Origin of the sequence: Pectobacterium punjabense, from assembly GCF_012427845.1 — a bacterium.
GTDB lineage: Bacteria > Pseudomonadota > Gammaproteobacteria > Enterobacterales > Enterobacteriaceae > Pectobacterium > Pectobacterium punjabense.
In genome coordinates, this window is record NZ_CP038498.1 from 2378419 (window position 1) to 2404527 (window position 26109).

Below are 26109 nucleotides of genomic sequence, written 5' to 3' on the forward strand. Positions count from 1 at the left end.
TCATTGTTCCGGGATGTGATAAAGCTCTATATTCGGACTAAAAATAACGACTAAAACATAAAGCGTCTGAATGCTACTGAGTAAAGGAATCGCGCTAAGTCTGTGTTTTTCCTTTATCCAGACCGGAAATACCCTTACCAGGAACTCGAATTCGTTTCAGCGTCGCTGGCGAATGAAAAGATAATGACACCGGAGAACATCATGCATAAATTCACTAAGGCGCTGGCAGCAATCGGGTTAGCCGCTGTTATGTCACAATCAGCTATGGCAGAGAACTTAAAGCTGGGATTTCTGGTTAAGCAGCCGGAAGAACCCTGGTTCCAGACCGAATGGAAATTCGCTGATAAGGCAGGAAAAGATCTTGGTTTTGATGTGATAAAAATTGCGGTGCCTGATGGGGAAAAAACCCTGAATGCGATTGATAGCCTGGCGGCCAGCGGGGCGAAAGGATTTGTTATTTGTACGCCCGATCCGAAATTAGGGCCTGCCATTATGGCCAAGGCGCGCAGCTACAATCTTAAGGTGATTGCGGTTGATGACCAGTTCGTGAATGCCAAAGGTCAACCGATGGATACGGTACCGTTGGTGATGATGGCGGCGACCAAAATTGGTGAGCGCCAGGGTCAGGAACTGTATAAAGAGATGAACAAGCGTGGCTGGAAAGTGGATGAAACAGCGGTGATGGCGATTACCGCTGATGAGCTGGACACCGCGCGCCGTCGTACTTCTGGCTCTATGGATGCGCTGAAGGCCGCTGGCTTCCCAGAAAAACAGATCTATCGGGTCCCCACCAAATCTAACGATATCCCCGGCGCGTTTGACGCTGCCAACTCTATGCTGGTTCAGCATCCCGGCGTGAAAAACTGGCTGATTATCGGTATGAACGACAACACCGTGTTGGGTGGCGTTCGTGCAACGGAAGGACAGGGCTTTAAAGCGGAAAACGTCATTGGTATTGGCATCAACGGCGTGGATGCGGTGAGCGAACTGTCCAAAGGTCAGGCAACGGGCTTCTTTGGTTCACTGCTGCCAAGCCCGGATATTCACGGCTACAAGAGTATCCAGATGCTGAATGACTGGGTAACCAAAGGCGTAGAACCGGAGAAATTCACCGAAGTGACAGACGTGGTGCTGATCACGCGTGACAACTTTAAGGTCGAACTGGAGAAAAAAGGCCTGATGTAATCACGCCTGATTTCGTAAAGACGCGGATAACACCGATCGGCATGATGCGGGTCGAGGTTATCCGCGCTCTACCTGCATCGTTATGAGGAAACAGACATGACAGCACAGTCACCCTATTTGTCGTTTCATGGGATTGGTAAAGAATTTCCCGGTGTTAAGGCGCTTTCGGATATCAGCTTTTCCTGCCATGCCGGCCAGATCCATGCATTGATGGGGGAAAACGGGGCGGGCAAGTCGACGCTGTTAAAAATCCTGAGTGGCAACTATGCACCGTCAGAGGGCGAAATTCGCATTCAGGGCAAGCCTGTGCAGTTCAGTAATACGATGGATGCCCTGAATGCGGGCGTTGCTATCATTTATCAGGAACTGCATTTGGTGCCGGAAATGACGGTTGCCGAGAACATCTATCTGGGGCAACTGCCGCATAAATACGGCATGGTGAACTATTCGTTGCTGCGCTATGAAGCCAAGCTCCAGTTACAACATCTGGGATTGGATATCGATCCTGATACTCCGCTGAAGTACCTGTCGATCGGGCAGTGGCAAATGGTGGAAATCGCCAAGGCGCTAGCTCGTAATGCCAAGATTATCGCTTTTGATGAGCCGACCAGCTCGCTGTCTGCCCGCGAAATTGAGCAACTCTTCCGGGTGATTACGGAACTGCGCAGTGAAGGCCGGATCATTTTGTACGTTTCGCACCGAATGGAAGAAATTTTTGCGCTGAGTGATGCCATTACCGTGTTTAAAGATGGTCGCTATGTGCGCACGTTTGACGATATGCAGCAGGTGAACCATGAGTCGCTGGTACAGGCGATGGTAGGGCGTAACCTGGGGGATATCTATGGCTACGCGGCGCGTCCGCACGGCGAAGAACGTTTGACGTTGAAAGACGTGAAAGCGCCGGGCGTGAAATCCACGATTTCATTGAGTGTGAAGCAAGGGGAGATTGTCGGGTTATTTGGTCTGGTTGGCGCGGGTCGCAGCGAACTGATGAAAGGGCTGTTTGGCGCGACCAAAATCACCGGCGGTCAGGTGTTGTTGGATGGCAAACCGCTGGTGGTGAATTCTCCCATCGATGCGATTCGCCAAGGTGTGATGCTTTGTCCCGAGGATCGCAAAGCGGACGGTATCATTCCGGTGCACTCGGTGCGCGATAACATCAATATCAGCGCAAGACGTAAGAGCCTTAAAGCCGGTTTTATTATTAATAACCAGTGGGAAGCGGATAACGCCTCGCAGCGCATTGATGCGTTGAACATCAAAACGCCGTCCGCTGAACAGCTGATTATGAATCTTTCCGGTGGAAACCAGCAGAAAGCCATTCTTGGCCGCTGGTTGTCCGAAGAGATGAAAGTCATTTTGCTCGATGAGCCCACGCGCGGCATCGACGTCGGCGCGAAGCACGAAATTTATCACGTCATCTATGAGCTGGCGAATCAGGGGATTGCGGTACTGTTTGCCTCCAGCGATTTACCCGAAGTGCTTGGGCTGGCTGACCGGATTATCGTCATGCGCGAAGGTGCCGTCTCCGGCGAACTGCGGCATGCCGATGCCACGGAGCAGAAGGTGCTCAGTCTGGCCATGTTACGAACCCCCGATATCGAATCTGCGGTTGCCTGACCGCGAAGGAGCAAAATAATGTCAACGGTTACGTCTGCAACCTCAGAAAAGAAGAAAAACGGTATGGGACTGTCCCGCATTTGGGATAACTACGGCATGCTGGTGGTGTTTGCCGTGCTGTTTCTTGGCTGCGTGATTTTCGTGCCGAATTTCGCCTCGTTTATCAACATGAAAGGGCTGGGGTTGGCAATTTCCATGTCCGGTATGGTGGCGTGCGGGATGCTGTTCTGTCTGGCTTCGGGTGATTTTGATCTGTCGGTAGCCTCGATTATCGCCTGCGCTGGGGTCGCGACGGCGGTGGTGATTAATATCAGTGAAAGCCTGTGGATCGGCGTCGGTGCCGGGTTGCTGCTCGGCGTGGCGTTTGGTTTGCTCAACGGCTTCGTGATTGCCCGTTTGAAGATCAACGCGCTGATCACGACGCTGGCGACGATGCAGATTGCGCGCGGCCTGGCGTACATCATTTCCGATGGTAAAGCGGTAGGGATTGAAGATGAGCGTTTCTTCGAATTGGGCTACGCCAACTGGCTGGGCCTGCCTGCGCCAATTTGGATCACCATCGGCTGTATGATTCTATTTGGCCTGCTGCTGAACAAGACAACATTTGGCCGCAATACGCTGGCGATTGGCGGCAATGAAGAAGCGGCACGTTTGGCTGGGGTGCCCGTTGTGCGCACTAAGATCATCATTTTCGCCTTGTCTGGTCTGGTCTCGGCGGCGGCGGGGATCATTCTGGCCTCGCGAATGACCAGCGGTCAGCCGATGACGTCCATCGGGTATGAGCTGATTGTTATTTCTGCGTGTGTGCTGGGTGGCGTATCGCTAAAAGGCGGGATCGGTAAAATTTCCTTCGTGGTGGCTGGCGTGCTGATTTTAGGTACGGTCGAGAACGCGATGAACCTGCTAAATATCTCGCCGTTCTCTCAGTATGTGGTTCGTGGCCTGATTCTGCTGGCGGCGGTGATCTTCGACCGCTACAAACAGTTGGCGAAGAAAACGGTATAAATGCCCGTGCGGCAGGTAAGAGCCTGCCGCGTCTTATCATTACTAGCGTATATCGGAGGCCTGATGTATCACCGTATGGCGCATGAATCTCAGCCTAATCCACTGTTGCCAGGATATTCGTTCAACGCTTACCTCGTTGCCGGTCTGACGCCAATTCTGGCTGAAGGGCCGCTCGACTTCTTTATCGATCGTCCTGATGGCATGAAAGGCTACATTATTAATCTCACGATGAAAGGACAGGGCCAGGTTTTTGATGGCGATGAAACCTTTTTCTGTAATCCCGGCGATTTGCTGCTGTTTCCGCCGAAATCGACGCATTTTTATGGGCGCTCACCGAGCAGCGACTGCTGGTACCACCGCTGGGTCTATTTCCGTCCTCGTGCCTATTGGGCTGACTGGCTGGAGTGGCACACCAAAAGTAGCGGGATTGGTCGCATGAGTTTGCCGAATAACCAACTGTTACTGGAGTTCGACAGGCTGTTTGCCAATATCGAGCAGACACAGCGTTCCGGGCGGCGTTTCTCGGAAGAGCTGGGGATGAATCTACTGGAGCGGCTGTTGCTCAGAGCGATGGAAGAAGATCCACAGAGCCCACAGAAGATTATGGACCCGCGCGTGATTGAAGCCTGCCAGTTTATTACCAGTAATCTGGCCGGAGAACTGCGTATTGACGAAGTAGCGCGGCACGTTTGTCTGTCGCCGTCGCGGTTGGCACATCTGTTCCGCGAGCAGGTCGGTATTAATATTTTGCGTTGGCGTGAAGATCAGCGCGTGATTCGCGCCAAGCTGTTATTGCAGACGACACAGGAATCCATCGCCAATATTGGCCGCGTAGTAGGGTATGACGATCAGCTCTATTTCTCACGCGTGTTCCGCAAGCGAGTCGGTGTCAGCCCCAGCGATTTTCGCCGCCGCAGCAGCGAAATTAATTATCCCGCAGCCAAAACGTTGCCCGTCGCATGGGGAGAGCAGATATCCCATGCCGTGAGCGGTTAACGGGTATTAAAACGCGCTAGATTCCCCTGACGGCGATCCCTATCTGCAATCTGGCGAGGGACGGGTATATACTGAGTGAGAAATCACAAAGTCAAAATAAGCTAAGGGGAATCGTCATGAGTGAGACCGTTCGTGTTGGACTGCTGGGCTACGGTTATGCCAGTAAGACGTTCCACGCGCCGTTAATTGCAGGGACGGCAGGGATGGAGCTGGTGGCCGTGTCCAGCAGCAATGCTGAAAAAGTGCATGCGGATTGGGCAAATTTGCGCGTTGAGAACGACCCGCAGGCGTTGTTTAACGATCCCGATATTGACCTCATTGTTATCCCCACCCCTAATGATACCCACTTCCCGCTGGCGAAACTGGCGCTGGAAGCGGGCAAGCATGTCGTCGTCGATAAACCGTTTACGGTGACGTTGTCACAAGCCTACGATCTGAGCGCGATTGCCGAACGCGTCGGAAAAGTCCTTTCTGTATTTCACAACCGCCGCTGGGACAGCGATTTTCTGACGTTGAAGCAGCTACTGTCGGCGGGAACGTTGGGAAATGTCGTGTATATGGAATCGCATTTCGATCGGTTCCGGCCTGAAGTTCGCCAGCGCTGGCGTGAAGACGGCAGCGAAGGCAGCGGGATCTGGTACGATCTTGGACCACACTTACTGGATCAAGCGCTGGAACTGTTTGGTTTGCCAGTGGCGATTCAGGTGGATATGGCGCAACTGAGGCCGGGCAGTAAAGCAACAGATTATTTCCACGCGACGCTGATTTACCCGCAACGGCGGGTGGTGTTGCACGCCAGTATGCTGGTGGCGGCGGCTTCCGCACGTTATACCGTGCATGGCACGCGCGGCAGCTTTGTAAAATACGGACTCGATCCACAGGAAGACCGTCTGAAAGCGGGTGAACGTCCGCCTTTAGCCGATTGGGGGCAGGATAAGCGTGATGGTGTGCTGACGCTGTCCCGCGATGGCATCACGGCAGAGCAAACTATCGCAACGATTCCGGGTAATTATCCGGCGTACTACGCGGCAGTACGCGATGCGCTGCTGGGTAAAGGTGAAAACCCTGTTAGCGTACATCAGGCGATTCAGGTGATGGAACTGATCGAGCTAGGGCTGCTCTCCTATGAGCAGAAAAAAGCCGTTACGCTGAAAAATAGCTAGATTTACTGCGTTTAATTCCAGATAGTTAACAGTTTGTTTAAACGGGCGATCTTAGGATCGCCCGTATTGTTAGGGTGTTAATTGGGCTGATAACAGGCTAGGGGAAAGGTGTCGGGCATGGGGTGGTTACAACGGTTACGTATTGATAAGTTTTTATTGGTTCTGATTTTGGTCGTGGTGACAGCGTCGATCCTTCCTGCTGAAGGCACCGTAAAGGTTTTCTTTGAGTACCTGACAACGGCGGCAATTGCTCTGCTGTTCTTTATGCACGGTGCGAAGCTCTCGCGTGAAGCGATTACTACCGGTATGGGGCACTGGCGTTTGCATTTGGTGGTGTTTGCCAGCACATTTATTTTATTTCCGCTGCTGGGAATGGGCATGAGTCTGCTGTCGCCGATTGTGCTGACGCCGACGTTATACCTTGGTTTCCTCTATCTGTGCGCGCTACCGGCGACGGTGCAGTCGGCGATAGCGTATACCTCTATGGCCGGGGGGAATGTAGCGGCGGCAATCTGTAGTGCGTCTGCCTCCAGCATTTTGGGCGTGTTCCTCTCGCCGATTCTGGTCGGTTTACTGATGCAAACGCAGGGGGGCGAAACGGATACGCTACACGCCATTGGTTCCATTATCATGCAATTGATGGTGCCTTTCGTCATTGGACATTTGTCTCGTCCGCTGATTGCCAAATGGGTCGAACGCCACCGTAAGCTGATTAATATTACTGACCGGTCATCGATTCTTTTAGTGGTGTATGTTGCCTTTAGTGAGGCGGTGGTTGAGGGCATTTGGGGACAGATAAACGGCTGGTCGCTGTTGGCAGTGGTAGGTTGTTCTATGGTACTGCTAGCCATTGTGCTGGTGGTGAATACGCTGGCTGCGCGCAAGTTGGGCTTTAATACCGCTGATGAAATCACCATTGTTTTCTGTGGTTCGAAAAAGAGCCTGGCGAATGGGATTCCTATGGCGAACGTACTGTTTCCTGCAGCTGCTGTTGGCGCGATGGTGTTGCCGTTAATGATCTTCCATCAAATTCAATTGATGGTTTGCGCCGCGCTGGCACAACGTTATGCCAAACGGCTAGCCAAGGAACAAGATACGTCTCATCAGTAAGATATTATCGTTCCTTTGATACATAAATAACGCCCCCGAATTTTCACGGTTCGGGGGCGTTGTCATCTGTAACTATTTAGAAATAGGTTAAATAATCTATTACAGTGATAGTTTCAAAACTGTATCACTTTCTCGATCGGGTACGTTATAACAATGCTGGCTTATCGACATGCGTTGTCGAGAGCAGGGCACAGTTGATGATAATGAGTCTTTGAGATCGAGGGAATATGTTAAAAAAAACGGTGTTAACTTTAGCAATGCTAGGGACGTTGGCTTCCGCATCCGTACAGGCAGCGCAGCATGTGGACTGTGTGAAAACCGATCAAAAACAGATTGCATCGTTATTTGACCGCTGGAATGCGTCGTTGCAAACCGGTGATGCGAAGAAAGTTGATAAAAACTATGCGCCGGATGCCGTACTGTTACCGACATTATCAGGTAAACCGCGCACGAATGACGCGGAGCGTATTGATTATTTCGAGCATTTCCTGGCGAAAAAACCAGTTGGAAAAATTGACACCCGCACGATTCGTATCGGCTGTAATGACGCGGTTGACACCGGAACCTATACCTTCACATTTGGTGATGGAAGCGTAGCCAAAGCACGCTTTACCTATACCTATATTTGGGATGGGAAGCAGTGGTTGATCAGTTCACACCACTCATCGGCAACACCAAACGGGTGATTTATATCCTTCATCTGTGACAATTCGCATCAAACGGCTAACACTTGTTAGCCGTTTTTCGTGCATGGGTGACATGACCCTATTTTATGACATGGCGCAATCAGGCCGCTCCACGTTTGCGCAAAACCTTCTCACGCAGCTGTTGCTTTTCTTGCTCGCTGATAAACGCAATGTTCAGGCCATTCTCCTGCGCTTTACGGGTTTCGACTTCCGTCAGGCCAGCAAGGGGAGCAGCGACTTCATATTCATGACGGATCTCAATGCCTTGAACCGCGGGATCGTCTGTGTTGATAGTGGCTGGAATGCCGTAACGCAGGAAGTGGATCAACGGATGTTTATCCAGTGATTCCACCGTACTGGTTTGGATGTTGGATGTCAGACAGGATTCAATGCCAATCCCATGTTCGGCCATGTGTGTCATCAGGCGAGGATCGATAATCGCAGTAACGCCATGTCCAATGCGCTCTGCGCCCAAATGATTAATCGCCTGCCAAATACTTTCAGGCCCGGCGGCTTCACCTGCGTGAACGGTGATGTGCCAGCCAGCATCGCGAGCTTGTTGGAAATGAGAAGTAAACTGCGCACCAGGGTGTCCCAGTTCATCACCCGCCAAATCGAGCGCCACGATACGATCGCGTTGGGACAACAGGGCATCCAGTTCTTGCTGACAAGCTTCAGTGCCGAATGTCCGGCTCATGATGCCAATCAGACGAATGTCGGTATCGAAATCACGACTCCCGGCGGTAATACCGTCGATCACCGCTTCAACAACGCCAGCAATCGGTAACTTATGATTCATCGCCATATAGTAGGGAGAGAAGCGCAGCTCGGCGTAATCCAGCCCGGCTTTCATCGCATCTTCAACGTTCTCATAGGCGATACGGCGACAGGCGTCCAGTGAACCGAGAACGGCGACACCCCAGTCGAGTTTTTGTAAAAAACTCAGTAAGTCTGGCTCGTTTTTAGTGATCTGAACATGAGGGCGAAGTGCCTCAAGATCGTTGGCAGGTAACGCAATATTGAACTGACGTCCAAGCTCCAGAATACTCTGGGCGCGGATATTACCATCCAAGTGGCGGTGGATATCCGTCAGTGGCAGGAGTGAATCAATCATAATGTTATTGTCTGATTACTGTTTTTCATACGACAAAGTATAAAAAGAAATCGTGGTAAATAGCTAATTGTTACCGCTAAAATCCAAGCATTCTGGACAATCATTGAGCAAAAACAATCTGTTATTGGTTTTTTTGCTCTGTTTCTGGCGCATTCAACCTGGGGATAGCCCGGATATAAATAAGCTCGCTGAGTAGCTCGACTAAAGTTTGGCTGACGATCACGGCCGGAAGTAGCGGTAACGCGCCCGGTATTGCCAACGCGAGCGGTAGAATAACCAAAGAATTGCGCGTGCTGGCACTAAACGCCACGGACCGCCCTCCAGCAGAATCCAACCGGAACGCGCGGCTAGTCAACCAGCCGAGCAACGGTGCTAACAGTGCGAAAAGCAGATAAAACGGTATGGCGAGTAAAACCCCCTCCCACGTGGTTCGCAACTGAGGAATGACTGCCGCAACCACAATAAATAGTACCAGCGCGGTAGCGGGAACAGGTAGATAACCCAACGCATCCGAAAATACTGCCATCGTATGCTGGCGTGGCGCTAGCCATTGTAGAAGGGCAGCCAACGCTAAAGGCACGGCAATCAACCAGATAAATGCGTCGATAAAGGGCGCGAAAGCGATAAGCTCAGCGGCATCATGGCCAAGGAATAACGTCAAATAAAAGGGCAACGCCAGCATTTGTAGTATCAACAGTATGGGTGTTGCGGCCAACAGGCGGGCGGCATCGGCACGCCCCAAATGCGCGAATGTCACCACGTAGTCAATACACGGTGCAAGTAACACCAATATGATGCCCAGTTTGACCAACGGTTCGGTAGGAAGAAAGGGGAGCAGCGCCGCGACCAGCAAGGGGATTACGATGAAGTTGGCAACGAGCAGTGCGCCAATGAACCTAATCTGAGTGATGCTTTTTCCAATCGTAGTCAGCGGAACTTGCAGGAACGTGACAAACAGCATCAGTGCCAGCGCCGGATTAATCACGACATCCAGTCGCTCTGTTTCTGGTAGAACCATGGCTGCTGCCACTGCGGCTATTACAGCAAAAAAGTAGATCGCGGTCTGATAGGTTTCCATAAGAGGTTTCAGCGCGGACATGACGTTATCTCAATATCAAGCAGAAGATGTGGGGCAAAAAAACGGTGGACGAAAGGGCGTCCACCGTGTGTTTTAACGCGTAATGCTACCGAGCGCTGGATTATTGTGCTGGTGGCGTAACGGATTCTTCTTGTGCACCGGGCAGAGACTCTTCACCTTCTTCCGTGGGAACGGAGAAATAAGGCGCGATGAAATCGGCTAGCGATATTTTGTTGCCATTGAAGTCAATTTGACCATCAGCGTAGTGCAGTGAACTGGTAATCGCATTGTCCTTGGTGACGCTCAACTGGTTCATTTGGCCGATGTCCGCCATCATCTTAGCCTGCTGCTGCGCCATTTCTGTCGCCTGCTTTTGCTCTTCAGCGTTTGTTGGTTTTGGCCCTGCTTGTATCATTAGCTCTGCCAGCATATCCAGAGGAACATTGAGTTTAGCATCGAGCTTTTTGACCGACTGACGAATGATTTTTTCTTCATCCGATACCGCCGCGTCAGCGGCTTTATCTGCGCTCTGCAACGGATCGGTTAAATCCAGCGCTAGCGTGAATGCCCCTTCGCCTTTGCTGTTTTTCCAACTGATTGGAGAGATTTCAACGCTCGGGTTGCCTTTCAACAGCTGTGGCAGATATTGCAGAACAGACATGGCAACGTCGTGCTGATAAGCATCGGGGTCCATCGTGCTCGGGTCTTGCAACAGCTTCTGCACTCTTGCCTGATAGGCAGTGAGGAATTGCTTCGTGCCTTCGCCATCAAGCTGCGAAATAGACATTTTCACGTTACCCGAACCCAAATTGCGGTCACCGATAATTAAGGAATCCAGCGTAATGGCTATTTTGGCTGCCAAATTTTTGTCATCTTCTGTCGCGCTGCTTTGCAGAGAGAAGTTGTTGAGTTTAACGGGCTCGCCACCTTCTACGGTAAACGTCATGGATTTAAGAGATAGGGCGCCATCACCTAAATCAAGGTCGAATTTGCCTTTTTGATTGGTTCCCTTGATAGAAAAATCGGTGATATCGACATTTTCTGTCTGGCCCCAGGCATTCTTCCTTTCCATCTTCACGCTACCGATGGTGGTATCTATCTTGCTGCTGCGCAGGTCATGCCCGATATCCAGCAAGATATCCGCGCCGCTGAAGGAAAATTTCTGTTCTGGCGTTTGATGGTCGATCGGCACCAGCGTAATGAGTGACTGTGTGTCACCGCTGTAGGCGACGCGGGTTTCTGCCGTAAAGAACGGCTTATCTTTAGTCAATTCAAACCAGGCTTTGACGGCTGGCGTGTTAGCCAACTCGGTATGGACAGAGCCCATCGCCGGTGCGAGGTTGAATTTCTTGAGCTGTGCCAACGGGAACGGCCCATGAGAGACCGTTTCGTTGAAGACAAGTTCTTCACCAGGCGCAAGGAATTGTGTGCCTTTTGCTGTGCCATCGCTTTGTAATACATAGGCTAGCGTGCTGCTGAATACGCCACCCTGATAGTCACGATAAACGACTTTCAACCCTGAGTTTGGGTAGGCTTGTTTAATCTGGGTATTCAACGTATCGGTAAAACCATCAATCTGCTGAGCCAATTGCTTGCCGGTGTACCAGGATGCACCGGTCCAGATGGCGCCCAGAGCAACAATAACGCCTACGGCGACTAGCGATTTCTTCATCTTTATTCATCCTTTAGTAAAAAATGCGCGTTTTCAACGCGAAACGCAGATAATTTTTCATGCGATACACGTGTAACAACAGTGTACGGAACGCGTTATCGGTTAAATACGCGAGCGAGACGCCCTTGTCCCTCAACCGTTATCGGTGACTCACTGGCGGAAATAAAGCAGGATTCTCCTGGGCGTAGCGAGAGTCGCTGCTCATTTTTTTGCAGGACGGCATGACCGTCAACGCAAAATACAACAGCAGCACTGTTTTGGCTGAGCGTTTGTGGATTTTCGCTCAGCTCGTGCAGTGAAAAAGCAAAATCATCCACAGGGATAGGGAAGCTGAGTTCATTACCTTGGCGCTGCGGCGTCGTCAGTAATTGGTTTGCTGGTTTGGCTTCAAACACGACATTTTCCAGTAGCTCTGGAATATCAATGTATTTCGGCGTTAATCCCGCACGCAGCACGTTATCCGAGTTCGCCATGACTTCTAATGCCACGCCTTTCAGGTAGGCATGTGGCGTTTGAGCAAACAGGAACATGGCTTCGCCAGGCTGAAGCGTAATCACGTTTAGTAGTAGCGGGGAGAACAACCCGCTGTCATCGGAATAATAGTGTGTAATCGCGCGGATCGTCGCCCAAGGTTCACCGTTCTGACTGTTTAGCGCGGCTTTCAATACGCCGAGTGCACGTGACTTTTGTTCGCCTTCCATACTGAGTAGATTGGTGAACAGCATGGCGAGGTTCTTCGCGTCGGGCTGTTGTAAAAACGCGACGATTGACGGATGTGCACTGGCTATCGGCTCGAGTAGATGCACAATTTCAGATAATTCTCGAAACCCGTTCATCGCCTGAAAAGGCGTTAACGCGTAGACCAATTCTGGTTTGTGATTGGCATCTTTATAGTTTCTTTCAGCCGCATCGAGCGGGATGCCAGCGGCATTCTCTTTCTCAAAGCCTTGTTCTGCTGCTGATTTACTTGGATGAACCTGAATGGAGAGCGGTTGCTCTGCGCATAACACTTTAAATAAAAAGGGTAATTCACCAAAACGCTGTGTAACCGCTGCGCCAAGATGAGTTATGGCGTCTTCGGCAATGACGTCACGTAAGCTGCGAGTGTTGCCTTTTTCATCAATAATCGCTGAACTACTTTTGGGATGGGCGCCCATCCACAGTTCTGCCATCGGTAAATCATTAGGGTTATCAATGCCATAAAGCTCATTTAAGGCGTGCTTGCTGCCCCAGGCGTAGTGCTGGACACTATTGAGCATTTTTTGCATGTCGGCTCCCTGCTATTGCATTAAATTGTTAATTTTTGTGATGCCAGCTGTTAACTACTTGAATGATTATGAATACACTGCATCTTCTTCGCTTCATGGTAATGTTTTATGTAGCGCGATACCAGACCGTGTTAGTAGACACAATAAGTGTTATAGGCCAGTCAGTGTTATCAGAATAGGCCCAGCGATGTGATTCGATGTCTTCTATTATTTGAATCTGTGTTTTAAGGAGGAAAGGTAATGAGCACGACGCGTAGTGAAAAAGACTCAATGGGGCCAATTGATGTTCCTGCTGAACGTTTATGGGGAGCTCAGACGCAACGGTCACTGGAGCATTTCCGTATTTCTGAAGAGAAAATGCCACAAGCGCTGATTTATGCGCTGGCGCAAACCAAGCGTGCGGCGGCCCGTGTCAATATGGACCTCGCGCTTCTGCCTGCCGATCGAGGGAATGCGATTATTCAGGCAGCGGATGAAGTGTTAGCGGATAAACACGCGGGAGAATTTCCGTTAGCGATCTGGCAGACGGGGTCTGGCACGCAAAGCAATATGAATATGAATGAAGTGCTGGCTAATCGTGCCAGTGAGCTACTGGGGGGAGAGCGAGGCAACAATCGGCTGGTTCATCCGAACGATGATGTCAACAAAAGCCAGAGCTCTAACGACGTGTTCCCGACGGCGATGCATGTTGCTGCCGTGGTTGCGATCAACGAACATCTGATTCCTGAACTGAAAGTATTGCACGCGACGCTAGCATCGAAGGCTGAGCAGTTTAAGGATATTGTCAAAATCGGTCGTACGCATTTACAGGACGCAACGCCGCTGACGCTAGGGCAGGAAATCTCCGGCTGGGCAGCGATGTTGCAGCATAACCTGAAGCACATCGAAAACAGCGTGCCGCATATTTGCGAGCTGGCACTGGGCGGTACGGCGGTAGGAACCGGACTAAACACGCATCCTGAATATGCGGTACGTGTAGCAGCGGAACTGGCGGAACTCACTGGCCAGCCATTTGTTACCTCACCGAATAAATTTGAAGCGCTGGCGACCTGTGACGCGCTGGTTCATGGGCATGGTGCCTTGAAGGGGCTGGCAGCATCGTTAATGAAGATTGCTAACGATGTGCGTTGGCTGGCATCTGGCCCGCGCTGTGGCATCGGTGAACTGAGTATTCCTGAAAACGAACCGGGCAGTTCAATCATGCCGGGCAAGGTCAACCCGACCCAGTGTGAAGCGCTGACAATGCTGTGTTGCCAGGTGATGGGCAATGACGTCGCCGTGAATATCGGTGGAGCTTCTGGTAACTTTGAGCTGAATGTATACCGCCCAATGGTGATTCATAACTTTCTGCAATCGATTCGCCTGCTGGCTGACGGTATGAAGAGCTTCGATGAGCACTGTGCAGTGGGGATTGAGCCTAACCACGATCGCATCACCCAACTGTTAAACGAATCGTTGATGCTGGTAACTGCGCTGAACACGCATATTGGCTATGACAAAGCGGCAGAGATTGCCAAAAAAGCGCATAAAGAAGGGCTGACGCTGAAGGCGGCGGCGCTCAAACTGAACTATCTCACTGAAGTGCAGTTCGATGAGTGGGTCCGACCAGAAGAAATGGTCGGTAGCCTAAAGAAATAATGCCGCTGTAGTCAGCGTATTATCACATAGCCTGCCGATGTCTATTCGCAGGCTTTTTTTATTCCGGTGCATCGGTATACAGATGCAAACGCGGGATGAGCAAGCGCAGTTCGGCTGCTTTCGGTTTGTGCTTATGTTTGATGTTGTTGGCGTCATAAGGATTCAGTTCGCCGATGATCGGTACCTCGCCGCCGGATTCCTGCTGACAAAGTACGAGCAGAGGAGACGGGCAGGGATGCTGTACTTGTTTCTGCTGATCGGGATACCACACACGCGAGATGGGCTGCACTTTCACCGGACGCTTGATCTTCAATATCGCCTCTTCCGGCAGCGGCAATACGGCATCCATCTCCTGTTCTACATGCTCAATCCACTGCGCTTTGGTATATGGTGCCGCATGCTTTGCTGCGTTCAGGCTTTTGGTCAGTTTCTCCAGCAGTTCCACACGCGTCATATTTTTGATGACGTGCTTATTCGCCCAGCCAAACCGGACTGACGCCGGGTTCGTTATGAGAGTCAGCGAACGATAAGCGCTAAGCGTGATCAATCCTTGCAAATGTGTGTGGACGAACTCAAAGCGTTGTTCCGGCTCTAGCCCCGACTCGACGGTAATAATCTGCTCCAGCTCTTTTTTCAGTGCGTTAATTTCCGCAATGAGCAACTGTGCCTGCTGATACTGCGAAGCGTTGACGGAAAAGCAGAGTGCGCCCGGCAAGCGTATTGCGCTTTTACTGCTGAGCGTTTCCGGGTAGTGGTGAATGAACAGACGCTGAAAATGTTCTAGCCCTTTATCACGAGCCTCTTGTCCAACGTACTGCGTGACGGCGATATGCTCGATAGGATCGTGCTCCGTTCCTTTTTCCACATGGGGAAGAGTGTAGACGCGGCCTGCCAGCAGTCGATACGCAGAGAATTGTTTCTGCATCACGGCTAGTTTTGTCTCTAAGGTTTGGAAACAGCGGTTCATGCGATCGATTAGTGCGTAGCGATTCATAGATAAACTCAATTTAGTTACAACATACTTATATTTATACTGTTAAATGCACACTTCAGCAATCGTGATTATCATTATTTTCAAGCAGGGCATTAGGGAAAATGTAACGAGGAGTTTACCCTAGTTAGGTAAACTCCTATAAGAAAAGGGTTTAAAAGCGGCGTTTTAGTATCAGGCTGACTCCCAGTGCGAGGAATAAGAGCGTCGCAAGGAACACGGTAATCCCCATCCATCCAAATGAATGCCAGAAGAATCCCCCCAACGTACCAGCTAGGCTCGACCCCAGATAGTAAGAAAAAAGATACATGGATGAAGCCTGTCCTTTGGCACGTCTTGCCCGTTGGCCAATCCAACTGCTAGCCACCGAGTGAGCAGCAAAAAAGCCGGCGGTAAAGAGCATCATCCCGCCAAAGATAGCGAATACGGGTGTCAGTGCCGTTATTCCCAGTCCTGTCAGCATCAGAAGGATCGCAACACTTAGCACCGGGCCGCGTCCGTAGCGGGAAGTCAACGCGCCAGCTTTTGGTGAACTGTAACTTCCAGTGAGATAGACCACGGAAAGTAAACCAACCACAGCCTGGCTGAGCAAGTATGGCGAAGCTAAAAGCCGATACCCGATGTAGTTAAACAGGGTAACGAACGCGCCCATCAGCAAAAATCCCTCAAGGAACAGCAGCGGCAAGCCCGCATCGCGCCAGTGCAGTTTGCTATTCAGCAGCAGTGTTTTTGGACGCAGTGAACCGGAGCGGAAATGGCGTGATTCCGGCAGAATGCGCCAGAACGTTATCGCCGCAATGAGCGCCAGTACGCCGATCGTACCGATGGCAACCCGCCACGGGAAATAATCCGTTAATACGCCGCTGACTAAACGTCCACTCATCCCGCCGATCGAGTTACCGCTGATATATAACCCCATCGAGAATGCCAGTACGCTGGGGTGAATTTCTTCACTCAGGTAGCTCATCGCGACGGCGGCGACGCCACTTAGCGACAGGCCGATCATCGCTCGCATAATCAATACGCCGTTCCAACTGGTCATGAACGCGCAAATCACGGTACAGATTGCTGCCAGCATCAGCGACACGACCATCACATTTTTACGACCCAGCGTGTCAGAGAGTGGGCCGGTGAACAGTAGCCCAAACGCCAACATCACCGTTGAAACAGAAAGCGACAGGCTGCTGGTTGCTGGCGAAATACCAAAATCCTGAGATAGCACCGGCAACAGGGGTTGTACACAATATAGCAAGGCAAACGTGGCTAATCCGGCAGAAAATAGCGCCAGCGTGACACGCATAAATTGCGGTGTACCGCGCGTGATATAAGGCGTTTTAGCAGAGGGTTTCGGGACAATATCATCCGCACCGTTAACCGTAGAAATAGGCCAATCATTTGGTGCCGAAGATGGCAGGTTACTCACAATGATTCCTTACCGGAAAAGGTAAATCAGGCGTAAAACAACAATGAAGCGATCATAGAAGAGTGATATTATTTTGTATAATATATTAGTAATCATGATTGATATTTTTAAAATATGAATATCGAACTACGTCACCTTCGCTATTTTATTGCAGTCGCCGAAGAGCTACATTTCGGGCGCGCCGCGGAAAGATTACGTATTTCACAACCGCCACTGAGTCAACAGATTCAAATTCTGGAAGAGCAGGTGGGAGCAAAACTTTTAGCGCGTAACAACCGTAATGTTCAGCTCACCCCGGCGGGCACGATGTTTCTGAAAGAAGCCTGGTCAATCATCAGCCAGGTTGATCAGGCGGCAGAGCGGGCGTCCCGTATTCAACGCGGCGAGATTGGAGAATTAACGATCGGTTTTACGTCATCCGCACCGTTTATCAAAAAGATTTCCAGTAGCCTGCTGCGTTTTCGCCAAACACACCCGGAAGTCCATATTCAGATGATGGAGCTTAATACCAAACAGCAAATAGAACCGCTGCTGAACGGTAAGCTCGATATTGGCATTATGCGCAATAACCCATTGCCTGATGCGTTGGATCATCAACTGTTGTTGCGTGAACCGCTCATCGCCGTGGTGCAGGAATCTCATCCGTTAGCGCTGCAAGCAGCAGGACGTGCGATAAACATCACACAGTTGGCGAATGAGCCGTTCGTTTTCTTCTCTCGCGCGGTCGGAACTGCACTGTATGACGATACGCTAACGCTGCTGAAACGCTATGGCATCAGCCCCTACATCACGCAAGAAGTCGGCGAGGCGATGACCATTGTTGGATTGGTATCGGCAGGGTTGGGCGTATCTATTTTGCCTGCATCATTCTTGCGTATTCGGGTTGATGGGGTGAAATATCTGTTGTTGGAAGAAGACGACGCCACAACGGAAGTCTGGTTGGTTACAGCGCGACATCACCCACAAAGTGCGGCAGCTAACATGCTTATGTCGCTGATGCTGGGCGGATAATCGTTAAAATATGCGTGCTAAATCACATAACGAATCAAATATTTGACGAGTTTAGTGAAAAGCCCCACCATACCCGCAGTTTTTTTATTTTGCAGCGTGAAAAATAGTCATGCTGCGATAATAAAGATAAATTTTTCAACAGCTGTGCCAGATATACCCTAAATAATTCGGGGTGTAGAAGGCGGCAAGGGAAGGAATCCCGATGAGCTTACTCAGGTAAGTGATTCGGGTGACTGACAAATCTGCCAGAGGCAGGTTTGAACGCTGCTTGCAGCGGCCCTTACGGGGCGAGGTCCACGCAAGTGGACCGAGTATCGGAGTCAACGCACATGCAGCTTGAAGTATGACGGGTATATAATGCGTAGGAGCCAGGTTTGTGATAGCCGACGGTCAACCAGGACACATCGATCAAATCAAACAAATGAATGCCGGAGCAGTGTATCGGCTGATCGATAAGTACGGCCCGATATCACGTATCGAACTGTCCAAACGCGCTCAGCTCGCGCCCGCCAGTATTACCAAAATCGTCCGTGAACTGCTGGAAGCTCATTTGGTACAGGAAACGGAATACCAGGATGTTGGCAGCAGGGGGCGTCCCGCTATCGGCCTGATTTTGGATACCCAAGCCTGGCACTATCTTTCAGCACGTATCAGCCACAATACTCTATTGTTAGCGCTACGCGATCTCAGCAGTAAGCTGGTTGTGGAGGAAGAGATTCCGCTTCCCACAGAAGCGCCGCGACCGCTGCTCGATCGCATTTTGAATGAAATCGACCAATTTTTTATTCGACACCAAAAACGGCTGGAGCGATTAACAGCCATCGCGATTACCGCACCAGGCATGATTGATGCGAGCAAGGGTGTTATTCACCGGATGCCGTTTTATGACGTTGAGGAAATGGCAATTGGTCCGGCACTAGAACAGCGCACGGGCTTGCCCGTGTATTTGCAGCACGATATCTGCGCCTGGACAATGGCCGAAGCGCTGTACGGCGCATCACGCGATTGCCAAAATGTGATTCAGGTGGTGATCGACCATAACGTCGGTGCGGGAGTGATTACCGGCGGGCGTATTCTGCACGCGGGAAGCCGAAATTTGGTCGAAATAGGGCATACGCAGGTCGACCCTTATGGTAAACGTTGCTATTGCGGCAATCACGGCTGCCTGGAAACTGTCGCCAGCACGGCAAACATGCTGGAACTGGCGCAGCAACGCATGAATACCTCCATGAGTTCACTCTTACACGGTTCACCGCTCAGCGTTGAGAACCTGTGTGATGCGGCGCTAAATGGCGATCAATTAGCCAAAGACATTATTAATGATGTGGGTAATAACGTGGGCCGCATTGTTGCCATTATGGTGAATCTCTTCAATCCCGATAAAATTCTGGTTGGTTCCCCCTTGAACAAAGCGGCCAGCATTTTGCATCCCGCCATTTTAGGTTGTATTCAACAACAGTCATTCCCACCCTATAGTAACAACATCCAGGTGGAAGCGACCCAGTTCTACAATCAAGGTACGATGCCCGGCGCAGCACTGGTAAAAGATGCGCTCTACAATGGATCGCTGCTGGTTAAATTGCTACAGGGATAACCATAAAGGTGTAGAGCAACAAAACATTGCGCTAACGCAAACCGCCCGAATGAGGCATAGCCTAGACTTTCACGCTTGGAAAGCATTTAGCTGTGCTTGTTTTGTTGTATTTAGGTGGTCTGGAGTTATCCCATGTTGAAACGTATTTTTGTCACTGGTACTGATACCGCCGTTGGCAAAACGGTGGTATCCAAGGCGCTATTGCAAAAACTGGCGCTGGCAGGTAAATCGGTGGCGGGCTACAAACCGATCGCAAAAGGGTGCGAAGAGACCGAAGCGGGTTTGCGTAATAAAGATGCGCTGTTGCTACAGGCAGCCTCTACGCTGGAATTACCCTATAACATGGTTAACCCCATCGCACTGCGAGAAGATGAAATCAGCGCCAGTGAAGAAGCGATTGATTACTGCACGATGACGCAAGGTCTACGCCATATGAGCGAAACCGCCGATATCGTAGTGGTTGAAGGCACGGGTGGATGGCGAACCATCATGAACGATCTGCGGCCATACTCCGAATGGGTAGTACAGGAACAACTACCCGTTGTGCTGGTTGTTGGCATCAAGCTGGGCTGCATCAGCCATGCATTGCTGACAGCGCAGGCGATCATCAATGACGGATTACCGCTGGTCGGTTGGGTTGCTAACCGCATTAATCCTGGTCTGGCGAATTACGCAGAAATTATTCATGTTCTGCGCAAAAAAATCCCGGCACCGCAACTGGGCGAATTACCTTACTTACCCCGCGCTGAGCAACGGGATCTCTCGCCTTATATCGATCTTTCTGCCGTCAGCGATTAATTTCCCCCATTTTCTATTCCCGCATCTCTGCGGGAATAAATTTTCTCCGCCATGCCACCTGTTATACTCACAGGCAGTTTTTCTTCTTATCCTGAAAATATAATGAAAACAGAGAATAACCAGAAACCAACACCTGTCCCACATCGTCATTGGATTTTAATTGCCTGTATGCTGGCTATGTTCACGGCAGCGATTGAGGTAACCATTGTCGCCACAGCGTTGCCCACTATCATCGCGGATTTAGGTGGATTTTCTCTACTAGGTTGGGTTTTTGCAGGCTATTTGCTGACACAGTCGATCAGTATTCCAATCTATGGTCGATTGGCCGATCTATACGGTCGTAAAAAGGTTTTCTTTTTTGGCATGGTTGTGTTTCTGCTGGGATCGATTCTGTGCGGATTCTCCACGCAGATGGGCTGGCTGATTGTCTTCCGAACCTTGCAAGGACTGGGTGCAGGCGCGATTACGCCAATTGCTTTCACCATTGTCGCCGATGTGTACAGCTCAACCGAACGCCCGAAAATTCAAGGTTATCTATCCAGCGTGTGGGGTGTTTCCGCCATCATCGGCCCGCTGCTGGGAGCATTTATCGTACAACATTTCAACTGGGCGCTAGTCTTCTGGGTCAATGTACCAATCGGGATATTTTCGATCTTCCTGCTGGCTCGCTATCTACCAACGATCAATGCAGTGCGCCAACATAAATTGGACTGGGTTGGGGCATTTTATCTAGTAGTCTCCGTCGCCAGCTTGCTGATGGCATTGCTACAGGCGGAGGTGTTTGGTTATTGGGTGATTCCGCTGCTCGCAATCTTCGTCGTAGGCAGCATCTTACTGGTTCGACAGGAGAAACGTACGGCAGAGCCGCTATTCCCGTTAGCTCTGTGGCGCAATCGGGTCATTATCGCTGGCAATCTCGGCGGATTAGTTGTCGGGGCTGCCATGATGGGCGTGAGTGCCTTTTTACCGACGTTTATTCAGGGTGTCATGGGTAGAACCCCGTTAGAGGCGGGCAGCATACTGGCGATGATGTCAATTGGCTGGCCGCTGGCCAGCACGCTGAGTGGGCGCTTAATGCTGTGGACGTCATACCGGTTTACGGCGATGTGCGGCGGTATCATACTGATTATCGGCAGTCTGACGCTGCTAACCGTTCAACCAGATAGCAATCTCATGTGGGCCCGGCTCGCGGCATTTTTGATCGGTTCGGGAATGGGGTTAAGTAGCACCACGTTTCTGGTCTCAATACAAAACTCGGTGGACTACTCCATTCGCGGCATTGCGACGGCCTCCGCCATGTTTACCCGTATGCTGGGGTCGGCCTTGGGGACGGCAATTCTTGGCGCCACGTTGAACATCAACCTGCATTGGCGATTGCCGGAAGTGAGCGATCCGCTCCAAACGCTCATGGACCCAGCCAAACGCGTTTTGCTGAGTGCAAACCAGCTCGATACGCTGGCATCGCAAGTTGCTTCGTCAATCCATGGCGTATTCATCGTTTCCGCGCTCATCGCGGCTATTACGCTGCTTTCTGCCAGAATGATTCCCGCAAATCAGCGGCCGGGACATACCGAAAACGGAAAAAAATAGCGATAAAAGAAAAGGCGCGAAAGCGCCTTTTGACTCTCCAGAGGAAGAGTTACGGTGTGGTTGTCGGCTGGCCTTCTGTTGGCACAGGCATACTTTCCGTATTGACATCACCTTCGGCATGGCGGGTGTAAACAATTTTGTGTGAATCACTTTCGCAGTGACCAACCACCTGACCACCAGCCTGACTCACCTGATCGTTCGGGACAATATCCAGCGTAAAACCGGATTCAGGTACGCCATTGGCGATGATTTTCTGGGCAATATCCGCTTTCACGCTCTCGCAAGATGCCTGTGCAGCCAACGGAGCGACCAAGAGTAACGCGGCACCAAAAATGACGGTTTTTTTCATCTTTTGATCCTTTGCTCTGAAAAAAGTCTCTTTGAGTATATCAAACGATGAAGATAACGCGAAAATGCTGAGGAATCAGGCCATCAATGATGGCCAAAGCACGTTAAACACAGGGGCCAGTGGCGCAGCCGTACATCATAAACAGAGGGAAAAGGACGATAGCAGGAATCATGAGGGGAGCAAGCAACACCTCTTTGCCGGAGTTATCGCTGCTGTTGATAACCACAGGAATAGGCTGCGGTAAACGTCCATTTTGGGTCAGGCCGATCGATGACCCCTCTTTCTTACTGAATGTGCCGTTAGCGCTAAACGTGACTTCACCTTTTCCCATTGCCGTGGGAATGTTTGCCGCGAAGAGTTCGCGTAAATCAACTTCTTGCTCTTTGGTCAATCGGCGAGTATCAATCACGTTTTTATATCTTGCGTAGACTTGACCGTTACGGAGAGAAAAATCGACCCTCACGCCAAGGATGATGTCTTTGTAATCACGATAAAACGCGTAATAGTCCTGATATTCTTTTTGAGCTTTTGCGTCGGGGAAGGTGTAAACGTAGGTATTGGACTCGGCAATAATCGTTCCGCGATCGTTGGTAATATTCGTGATGTTATCCGTCTCTGGGTACGTGCTTACGCACGAACTGATCAGTAAACACATGATGAACACGCCCCACCGTTTGATGTGAAAAGGGCGTAAAAACAACCGTGCTAAATCCATATTCATCCTGATGCACTCCATTTGGGATAAAAATGCGCGTTGCTACGATATAGCGATAATCGTTGAATTGAAAGGAGATGTCACCTTTTGAGATCGGGCGAATTTGCTGTAATACGAAGGGAAAAGCGAAACACCCACGCTGGGAGGCGTGGGTAAAGAATCATGGGGTAACCGGACGACCAGTACTACGATCGAGGCAGCGTTCGGTCGTGTTTTCCCAGTAAGCATTGACGTTATAGCTGGCATTGCATTTTTCACGCCCATCAATGGCTTTTTCGGTTTTATCGAATTCTTTCTCAACGCGGTTGTTCACTTTGTTACGCAGTGAGCGGGTTGAGTCCCATTGCTCTTTGCTTTGACGCGCTGCTTCTTTAGACAACGCGCTGTCGCCAGAATCGACAATGATGTGACGCGTATCAGCCAGTGCGGCAGGCTGCCAGGCAGCAGAAACGATAACCAGAGAAAGCGGGATGAAGGCCCGAATCAAAGAGGAAAAAGAGTAGTGGTTCATGTTTCACCTTGACAGAACGAATGATAAAAACAAACGCCGATGCCGCAAACGATAGCACGCGCACGGCAAGCGATAGACAACAAAAGGCGACCGCCGTTCCCTGTAACCTTCGCGCGTCGTGCAAAACGAAAGGTTGCCTATAACGAGAAGTATACATCCTTCGCTTCAACGGCACTATAACCGCACGGCATTGCGCCAAAAGGGAAGAGAAAAGGGCATAAAGCTTGCGTCTATGCCCTGGGTCTTCATGCTGTAATTGGCTATCAGCCTTCGCGGTGTACGCTTAAACCGGCGAAAGATTGGCTGACTGGCATCATTTCCAGCGTGTTGATATTGACGTGGGCAGGCAGGGTGGCAACCCAGAAAACAGCCTCAGATACATCTTCGGCCGTCAGCGGCGTGGTGTTGTCATAGGTTTTGTTCACCTTTTCATCGTTACCTTTGAAACGTACGGCCGAAAACTCGGTTCCACCAACCAGACCTGGTTCGATATTCGTCACGCGGATTCGGGTGCCAGACAGATCGGCTCGTAACCCCAGGCTAAACTGCTGTACGAATGCCTTGCTGGCACCGTACACGTTACCGCCGGCATAAGGCCAGTTTCCCGCGGTGGAACCGATGTTAATGACGTGACCGATATTGCGATCTACCATGTCAGGCAGCAGCGCGCGCGTCATAAACACGAGTCCTTTGTTGTTGGTATCGATCATATTTTCCCAATCGTCTACCGATGCTTTGTGTGCCGGTTCCAGACCCAGCGCAAGACCTGCGTTGTTCACCAGCACATCAATCGCCCGCCATTCAGCAGGCAGAGAGGAAACCGCCTGTTCTATCGCCTGACGATCGCGCACGTCTAATTTTAGCGTATACAACGCCTCACCCAACTCCACCTTCAACGCATCCAGACGTTCCTGACGGCGGCCCGTCGCGATCACTTTATGGCCCGCACTAATAAATTTACGGGTAATTGACTCACCAAACCCAGCGGTTGCACCGGTAACAAAAATAATCATGCTCTTTTCTCCCTGACCGTTTTCATGTTCTGCTTGTGCCTGATATCAATATAAATAATGAAAGGCATGGGTTCATTTAGCCGCGCAATTCCCCGTGGGTCAAGTGTTACTCTGGTTGCAACAACGGTGGTTCAGGAATTATTGCCCCTCAGAGAGAGGGGCGGAAGTCGAATACCGATCGAGGCATACAAGCCTGGGATACAGCATGCCGCGCCATAGTGGAGCGACAAGATCGGTATGATGGAGAGTTAAATCCAGTTCTTGCGACGGAATTCGCGCATGGTATCCGCGACCCACTGCATTTCCTGCGGTGTACCTAGCGAAATGCGGCACCAGTTATCTGCCGGAGGAAACGCGCGACCGATCAGTACGCCTGCATCCGCCATATGTTTTTGGTAATCCTTAAGTGGGACGACTAACTGGTGAAAAACAAAATTTCCTTCAGACGGCAAGTACGGCAGCTTTAGGTCATCTAACGCTTTCAGCAGGATTTGACGCGACACGTCATTACTCTTTTTGCTGTAGGTGATAAATGCCCGATCGTCCATCGATGCCAATGCGGCATCCACGCCGCTGAAGTTGATTTTCTCGCCCGCGACATGTCGCCCCAGCAACGCAATGACATTGGGATGTGCGACGGCATACCCAACGCGCATACCGGCCATGGCATGTATTTTAGAGAACGTTTTAAGCAGAATAATGTTCTCTGCGCCTTGGGTAATCATCGGTGAAATAGAGCGAAAACGAGGATCATTGACAAACTCGGCGTAGGCCTCATCGACGATGAACATCGTATTCGCAGGCTTACTGGCAATCCACGGCTCGATTAAATCCGCTGGCGTAATCGTGCCAGTAGGGTTATTAGGATTGACCAGATAAACGATGGAGGGGCCAGAGTAACGGGCAACGGCGGCTTTTAGCCCTTCAATATCAAACGCCCAGTTGTCGAGCATGTTGACTTTAGTGATTTTAATTCCGGCAATATTGGCAAAGTGCTCGCCGTCACCGTAGGTTAATTCAGGAATAACCAACTGTGCATCCAGCGACGCGTAGGCTTCGATCGCCGCTCGGATGCCTTCCGACGATCCCGCCGTCAGTAAAATAGAAGGAGCCTCCACCTGATGATGCGCTGCCAGTTTATTACCAAGCATCAAAATTTCATTTTTTGCGTAGCGGTTGGCTTTCACAACGGCATCACGAGCAGCAGCTTGCGCCTTGGGCGACATACCCAGTGGATTTTCATTAAAATTAATACGGATCGGGTTATTGGTCGACGGTGCGGCAAATGCTGCATTTTCAGGCTGAGTTTCGGCAAAAACCCGCGAACTTAATCCCGTTGTTATCGCCGCAGACCCCAGCAGTGCGCCAGAAAGTTTTAATAATGCTCTGCGTTTCGGGTTTAACACGTCGCTTTCATTGATTAAAAAATTCATCAAAACACTCTCCTTAGTTACATAATGGCAGGAGAGTTAAAGCATAAAACGCGCCAATTTTTCTAACCGGTCGTTCTCTAATACCTTGCCAAATAGGTGAAATAATATTTTCTTACGCCAGATTTTCCCGTACGGCAGGAAAGTTC

Annotated in this window: 23 protein-coding genes; 12 read left to right on the forward strand and 11 right to left on the reverse strand. The window is 50.6% G+C overall.

What is annotated here, in order from left to right; translation table 11 throughout:
* Positions 1–201 precede the first annotated feature (201 nt).
* The 7 genes from E2566_RS10720 to E2566_RS10750 all read left to right on the forward strand — a co-directional run bounded on the left by E2566_RS10720 (position 202) and on the right by E2566_RS10750 (position 7765).
* Complete coding sequence (locus tag E2566_RS10720) at positions 202–1185, forward strand: arabinose ABC transporter substrate-binding protein (RefSeq protein ID WP_107169682.1); 984 nt, start codon at positions 202–204, stop codon at positions 1183–1185.
* A gap of 96 nt (positions 1186–1281) precedes the next feature.
* Positions 1282–2805 (forward strand): L-arabinose ABC transporter ATP-binding protein AraG, encoded by a 1524-nt coding sequence (gene araG / locus E2566_RS10725; protein WP_107169486.1) that lies wholly within the window; start codon positions 1282–1284, stop codon positions 2803–2805.
* An 18-nt stretch (positions 2806–2823) separates the two neighbouring features.
* A complete protein-coding gene (gene araH / locus E2566_RS10730; RefSeq protein ID WP_107169487.1) occupies positions 2824–3810 on the forward strand; it encodes an L-arabinose ABC transporter permease AraH in 987 nt (328 codons plus the stop codon).
* Positions 3811–3873: 63 nt separating this feature from the next.
* Positions 3874–4806: an arabinose operon transcriptional regulator AraC gene (gene araC, locus E2566_RS10735; protein WP_107169488.1), complete on the forward strand. Its 933-nt coding sequence runs from the start codon at positions 3874–3876 to the stop codon at positions 4804–4806.
* Between the two features lie 116 nt (positions 4807–4922).
* Positions 4923–5969: an oxidoreductase gene (locus E2566_RS10740; RefSeq protein ID WP_107169489.1), complete on the forward strand. Its 1047-nt coding sequence runs from the start codon at positions 4923–4925 to the stop codon at positions 5967–5969.
* A gap of 117 nt (positions 5970–6086) precedes the next feature.
* Positions 6087–7079: a bile acid:sodium symporter family protein gene (locus E2566_RS10745; protein ID WP_107169490.1), complete on the forward strand. Its 993-nt coding sequence runs from the start codon at positions 6087–6089 to the stop codon at positions 7077–7079.
* Positions 7080–7306: 227 nt separating this feature from the next.
* Positions 7307–7765: an SgcJ/EcaC family oxidoreductase gene (locus E2566_RS10750; protein WP_107169491.1), complete on the forward strand. Its 459-nt coding sequence runs from the start codon at positions 7307–7309 to the stop codon at positions 7763–7765.
* 100 nt (positions 7766–7865) lie between these two features.
* Here E2566_RS10750 and add read toward each other — a convergent pair whose 3' ends face one another.
* From add to manA, 4 genes are all read right to left on the reverse strand, one after another.
* Positions 7866–8879 carry an adenosine deaminase gene (gene add / locus E2566_RS10755; protein ID WP_107169492.1) on the reverse strand — a complete coding sequence of 338 codons (1014 nt, stop codon included), beginning with the start codon at positions 8877–8879 and terminating at the stop codon, positions 7866–7868.
* Between the two features lie 121 nt (positions 8880–9000).
* Entirely contained in the window at positions 9001–9978 is a 978-nt protein-coding gene (locus E2566_RS10760; RefSeq protein ID WP_107169493.1) for an arsenic resistance protein, read from the reverse strand.
* Between the two features lie 100 nt (positions 9979–10078).
* Complete coding sequence (locus tag E2566_RS10765) at positions 10079–11629, reverse strand: YdgA family protein (protein WP_107169494.1); 1551 nt, start codon at positions 11627–11629, stop codon at positions 10079–10081.
* Between the two features lie 95 nt (positions 11630–11724).
* Positions 11725–12897 carry a mannose-6-phosphate isomerase gene (manA, locus tag E2566_RS10770; protein ID WP_107169495.1) on the reverse strand — a complete coding sequence of 391 codons (1173 nt, stop codon included), beginning with the start codon at positions 12895–12897 and terminating at the stop codon, positions 11725–11727.
* A 240-nt stretch (positions 12898–13137) separates the two neighbouring features.
* On the opposite strand from manA, the gene fumC reads away from it, so the two are divergent.
* Positions 13138–14535 carry a class II fumarate hydratase gene (fumC, locus tag E2566_RS10775; RefSeq protein ID WP_107169496.1) on the forward strand — a complete coding sequence of 466 codons (1398 nt, stop codon included), beginning with the start codon at positions 13138–13140 and terminating at the stop codon, positions 14533–14535.
* A 58-nt stretch (positions 14536–14593) separates the two neighbouring features.
* Here fumC and tus read toward each other — a convergent pair whose 3' ends face one another.
* Positions 14594–15529 (reverse strand): DNA replication terminus site-binding protein, encoded by a 936-nt coding sequence (tus, locus tag E2566_RS10780; RefSeq protein ID WP_107169497.1) that lies wholly within the window; start codon positions 15527–15529, stop codon positions 14594–14596.
* A 151-nt stretch (positions 15530–15680) separates the two neighbouring features.
* Positions 15681–16949 (reverse strand): MFS transporter, encoded by a 1269-nt coding sequence (locus tag E2566_RS10785; protein WP_107169498.1) that lies wholly within the window; start codon positions 16947–16949, stop codon positions 15681–15683.
* 114 nt (positions 16950–17063) lie between these two features.
* Between E2566_RS10785 and E2566_RS10790 the strand changes: the two genes are divergently transcribed.
* From E2566_RS10790 to E2566_RS10805, 4 genes are all read left to right on the forward strand, one after another.
* Positions 17064–17960, forward strand: coding sequence for a LysR family transcriptional regulator (locus E2566_RS10790; protein WP_107169499.1), 897 nt, complete (start codon positions 17064–17066; stop codon positions 17958–17960).
* Between the two features lie 376 nt (positions 17961–18336).
* Positions 18337–19554 (forward strand): sugar metabolism global transcriptional regulator Mlc, encoded by a 1218-nt coding sequence (mlc, locus tag E2566_RS10795; protein ID WP_107169501.1) that lies wholly within the window; start codon positions 18337–18339, stop codon positions 19552–19554.
* 132 nt (positions 19555–19686) lie between these two features.
* Positions 19687–20352, forward strand: coding sequence for a dethiobiotin synthase (bioD, locus tag E2566_RS10800; RefSeq protein WP_107169502.1), 666 nt, complete (start codon positions 19687–19689; stop codon positions 20350–20352).
* A 102-nt stretch (positions 20353–20454) separates the two neighbouring features.
* A complete protein-coding gene (locus E2566_RS10805; RefSeq protein ID WP_107169503.1) occupies positions 20455–21942 on the forward strand; it encodes an MDR family MFS transporter in 1488 nt (495 codons plus the stop codon).
* A 49-nt stretch (positions 21943–21991) separates the two neighbouring features.
* Here E2566_RS10805 and E2566_RS10810 read toward each other — a convergent pair whose 3' ends face one another.
* From E2566_RS10810 to E2566_RS10830, 5 genes are all read right to left on the reverse strand, one after another.
* Positions 21992–22291, reverse strand: coding sequence for a DUF1161 domain-containing protein (locus tag E2566_RS10810; protein WP_107169504.1), 300 nt, complete (start codon positions 22289–22291; stop codon positions 21992–21994).
* 103 nt (positions 22292–22394) lie between these two features.
* Positions 22395–23012, reverse strand: a complete 618-nt coding sequence (locus E2566_RS10815; protein WP_107169505.1) for a hypothetical protein — start codon at positions 23010–23012, stop codon at positions 22395–22397.
* 154 nt (positions 23013–23166) lie between these two features.
* A complete protein-coding gene (locus E2566_RS10820; protein ID WP_107169506.1) occupies positions 23167–23517 on the reverse strand; it encodes a DUF1283 family protein in 351 nt (116 codons plus the stop codon).
* A gap of 263 nt (positions 23518–23780) precedes the next feature.
* On the reverse strand, positions 23781–24530 hold the full coding sequence (gene ydfG, locus E2566_RS10825) for a bifunctional NADP-dependent 3-hydroxy acid dehydrogenase/3-hydroxypropionate dehydrogenase YdfG (RefSeq protein ID WP_107169507.1): 750 nt from the start codon (positions 24528–24530) through the stop codon (positions 23781–23783).
* A 248-nt stretch (positions 24531–24778) separates the two neighbouring features.
* Positions 24779–25963: a pyridoxal phosphate-dependent aminotransferase gene (locus E2566_RS10830; RefSeq protein WP_107169508.1), complete on the reverse strand. Its 1185-nt coding sequence runs from the start codon at positions 25961–25963 to the stop codon at positions 24779–24781.
* Positions 25964–26109 lie beyond the last annotated feature (146 nt).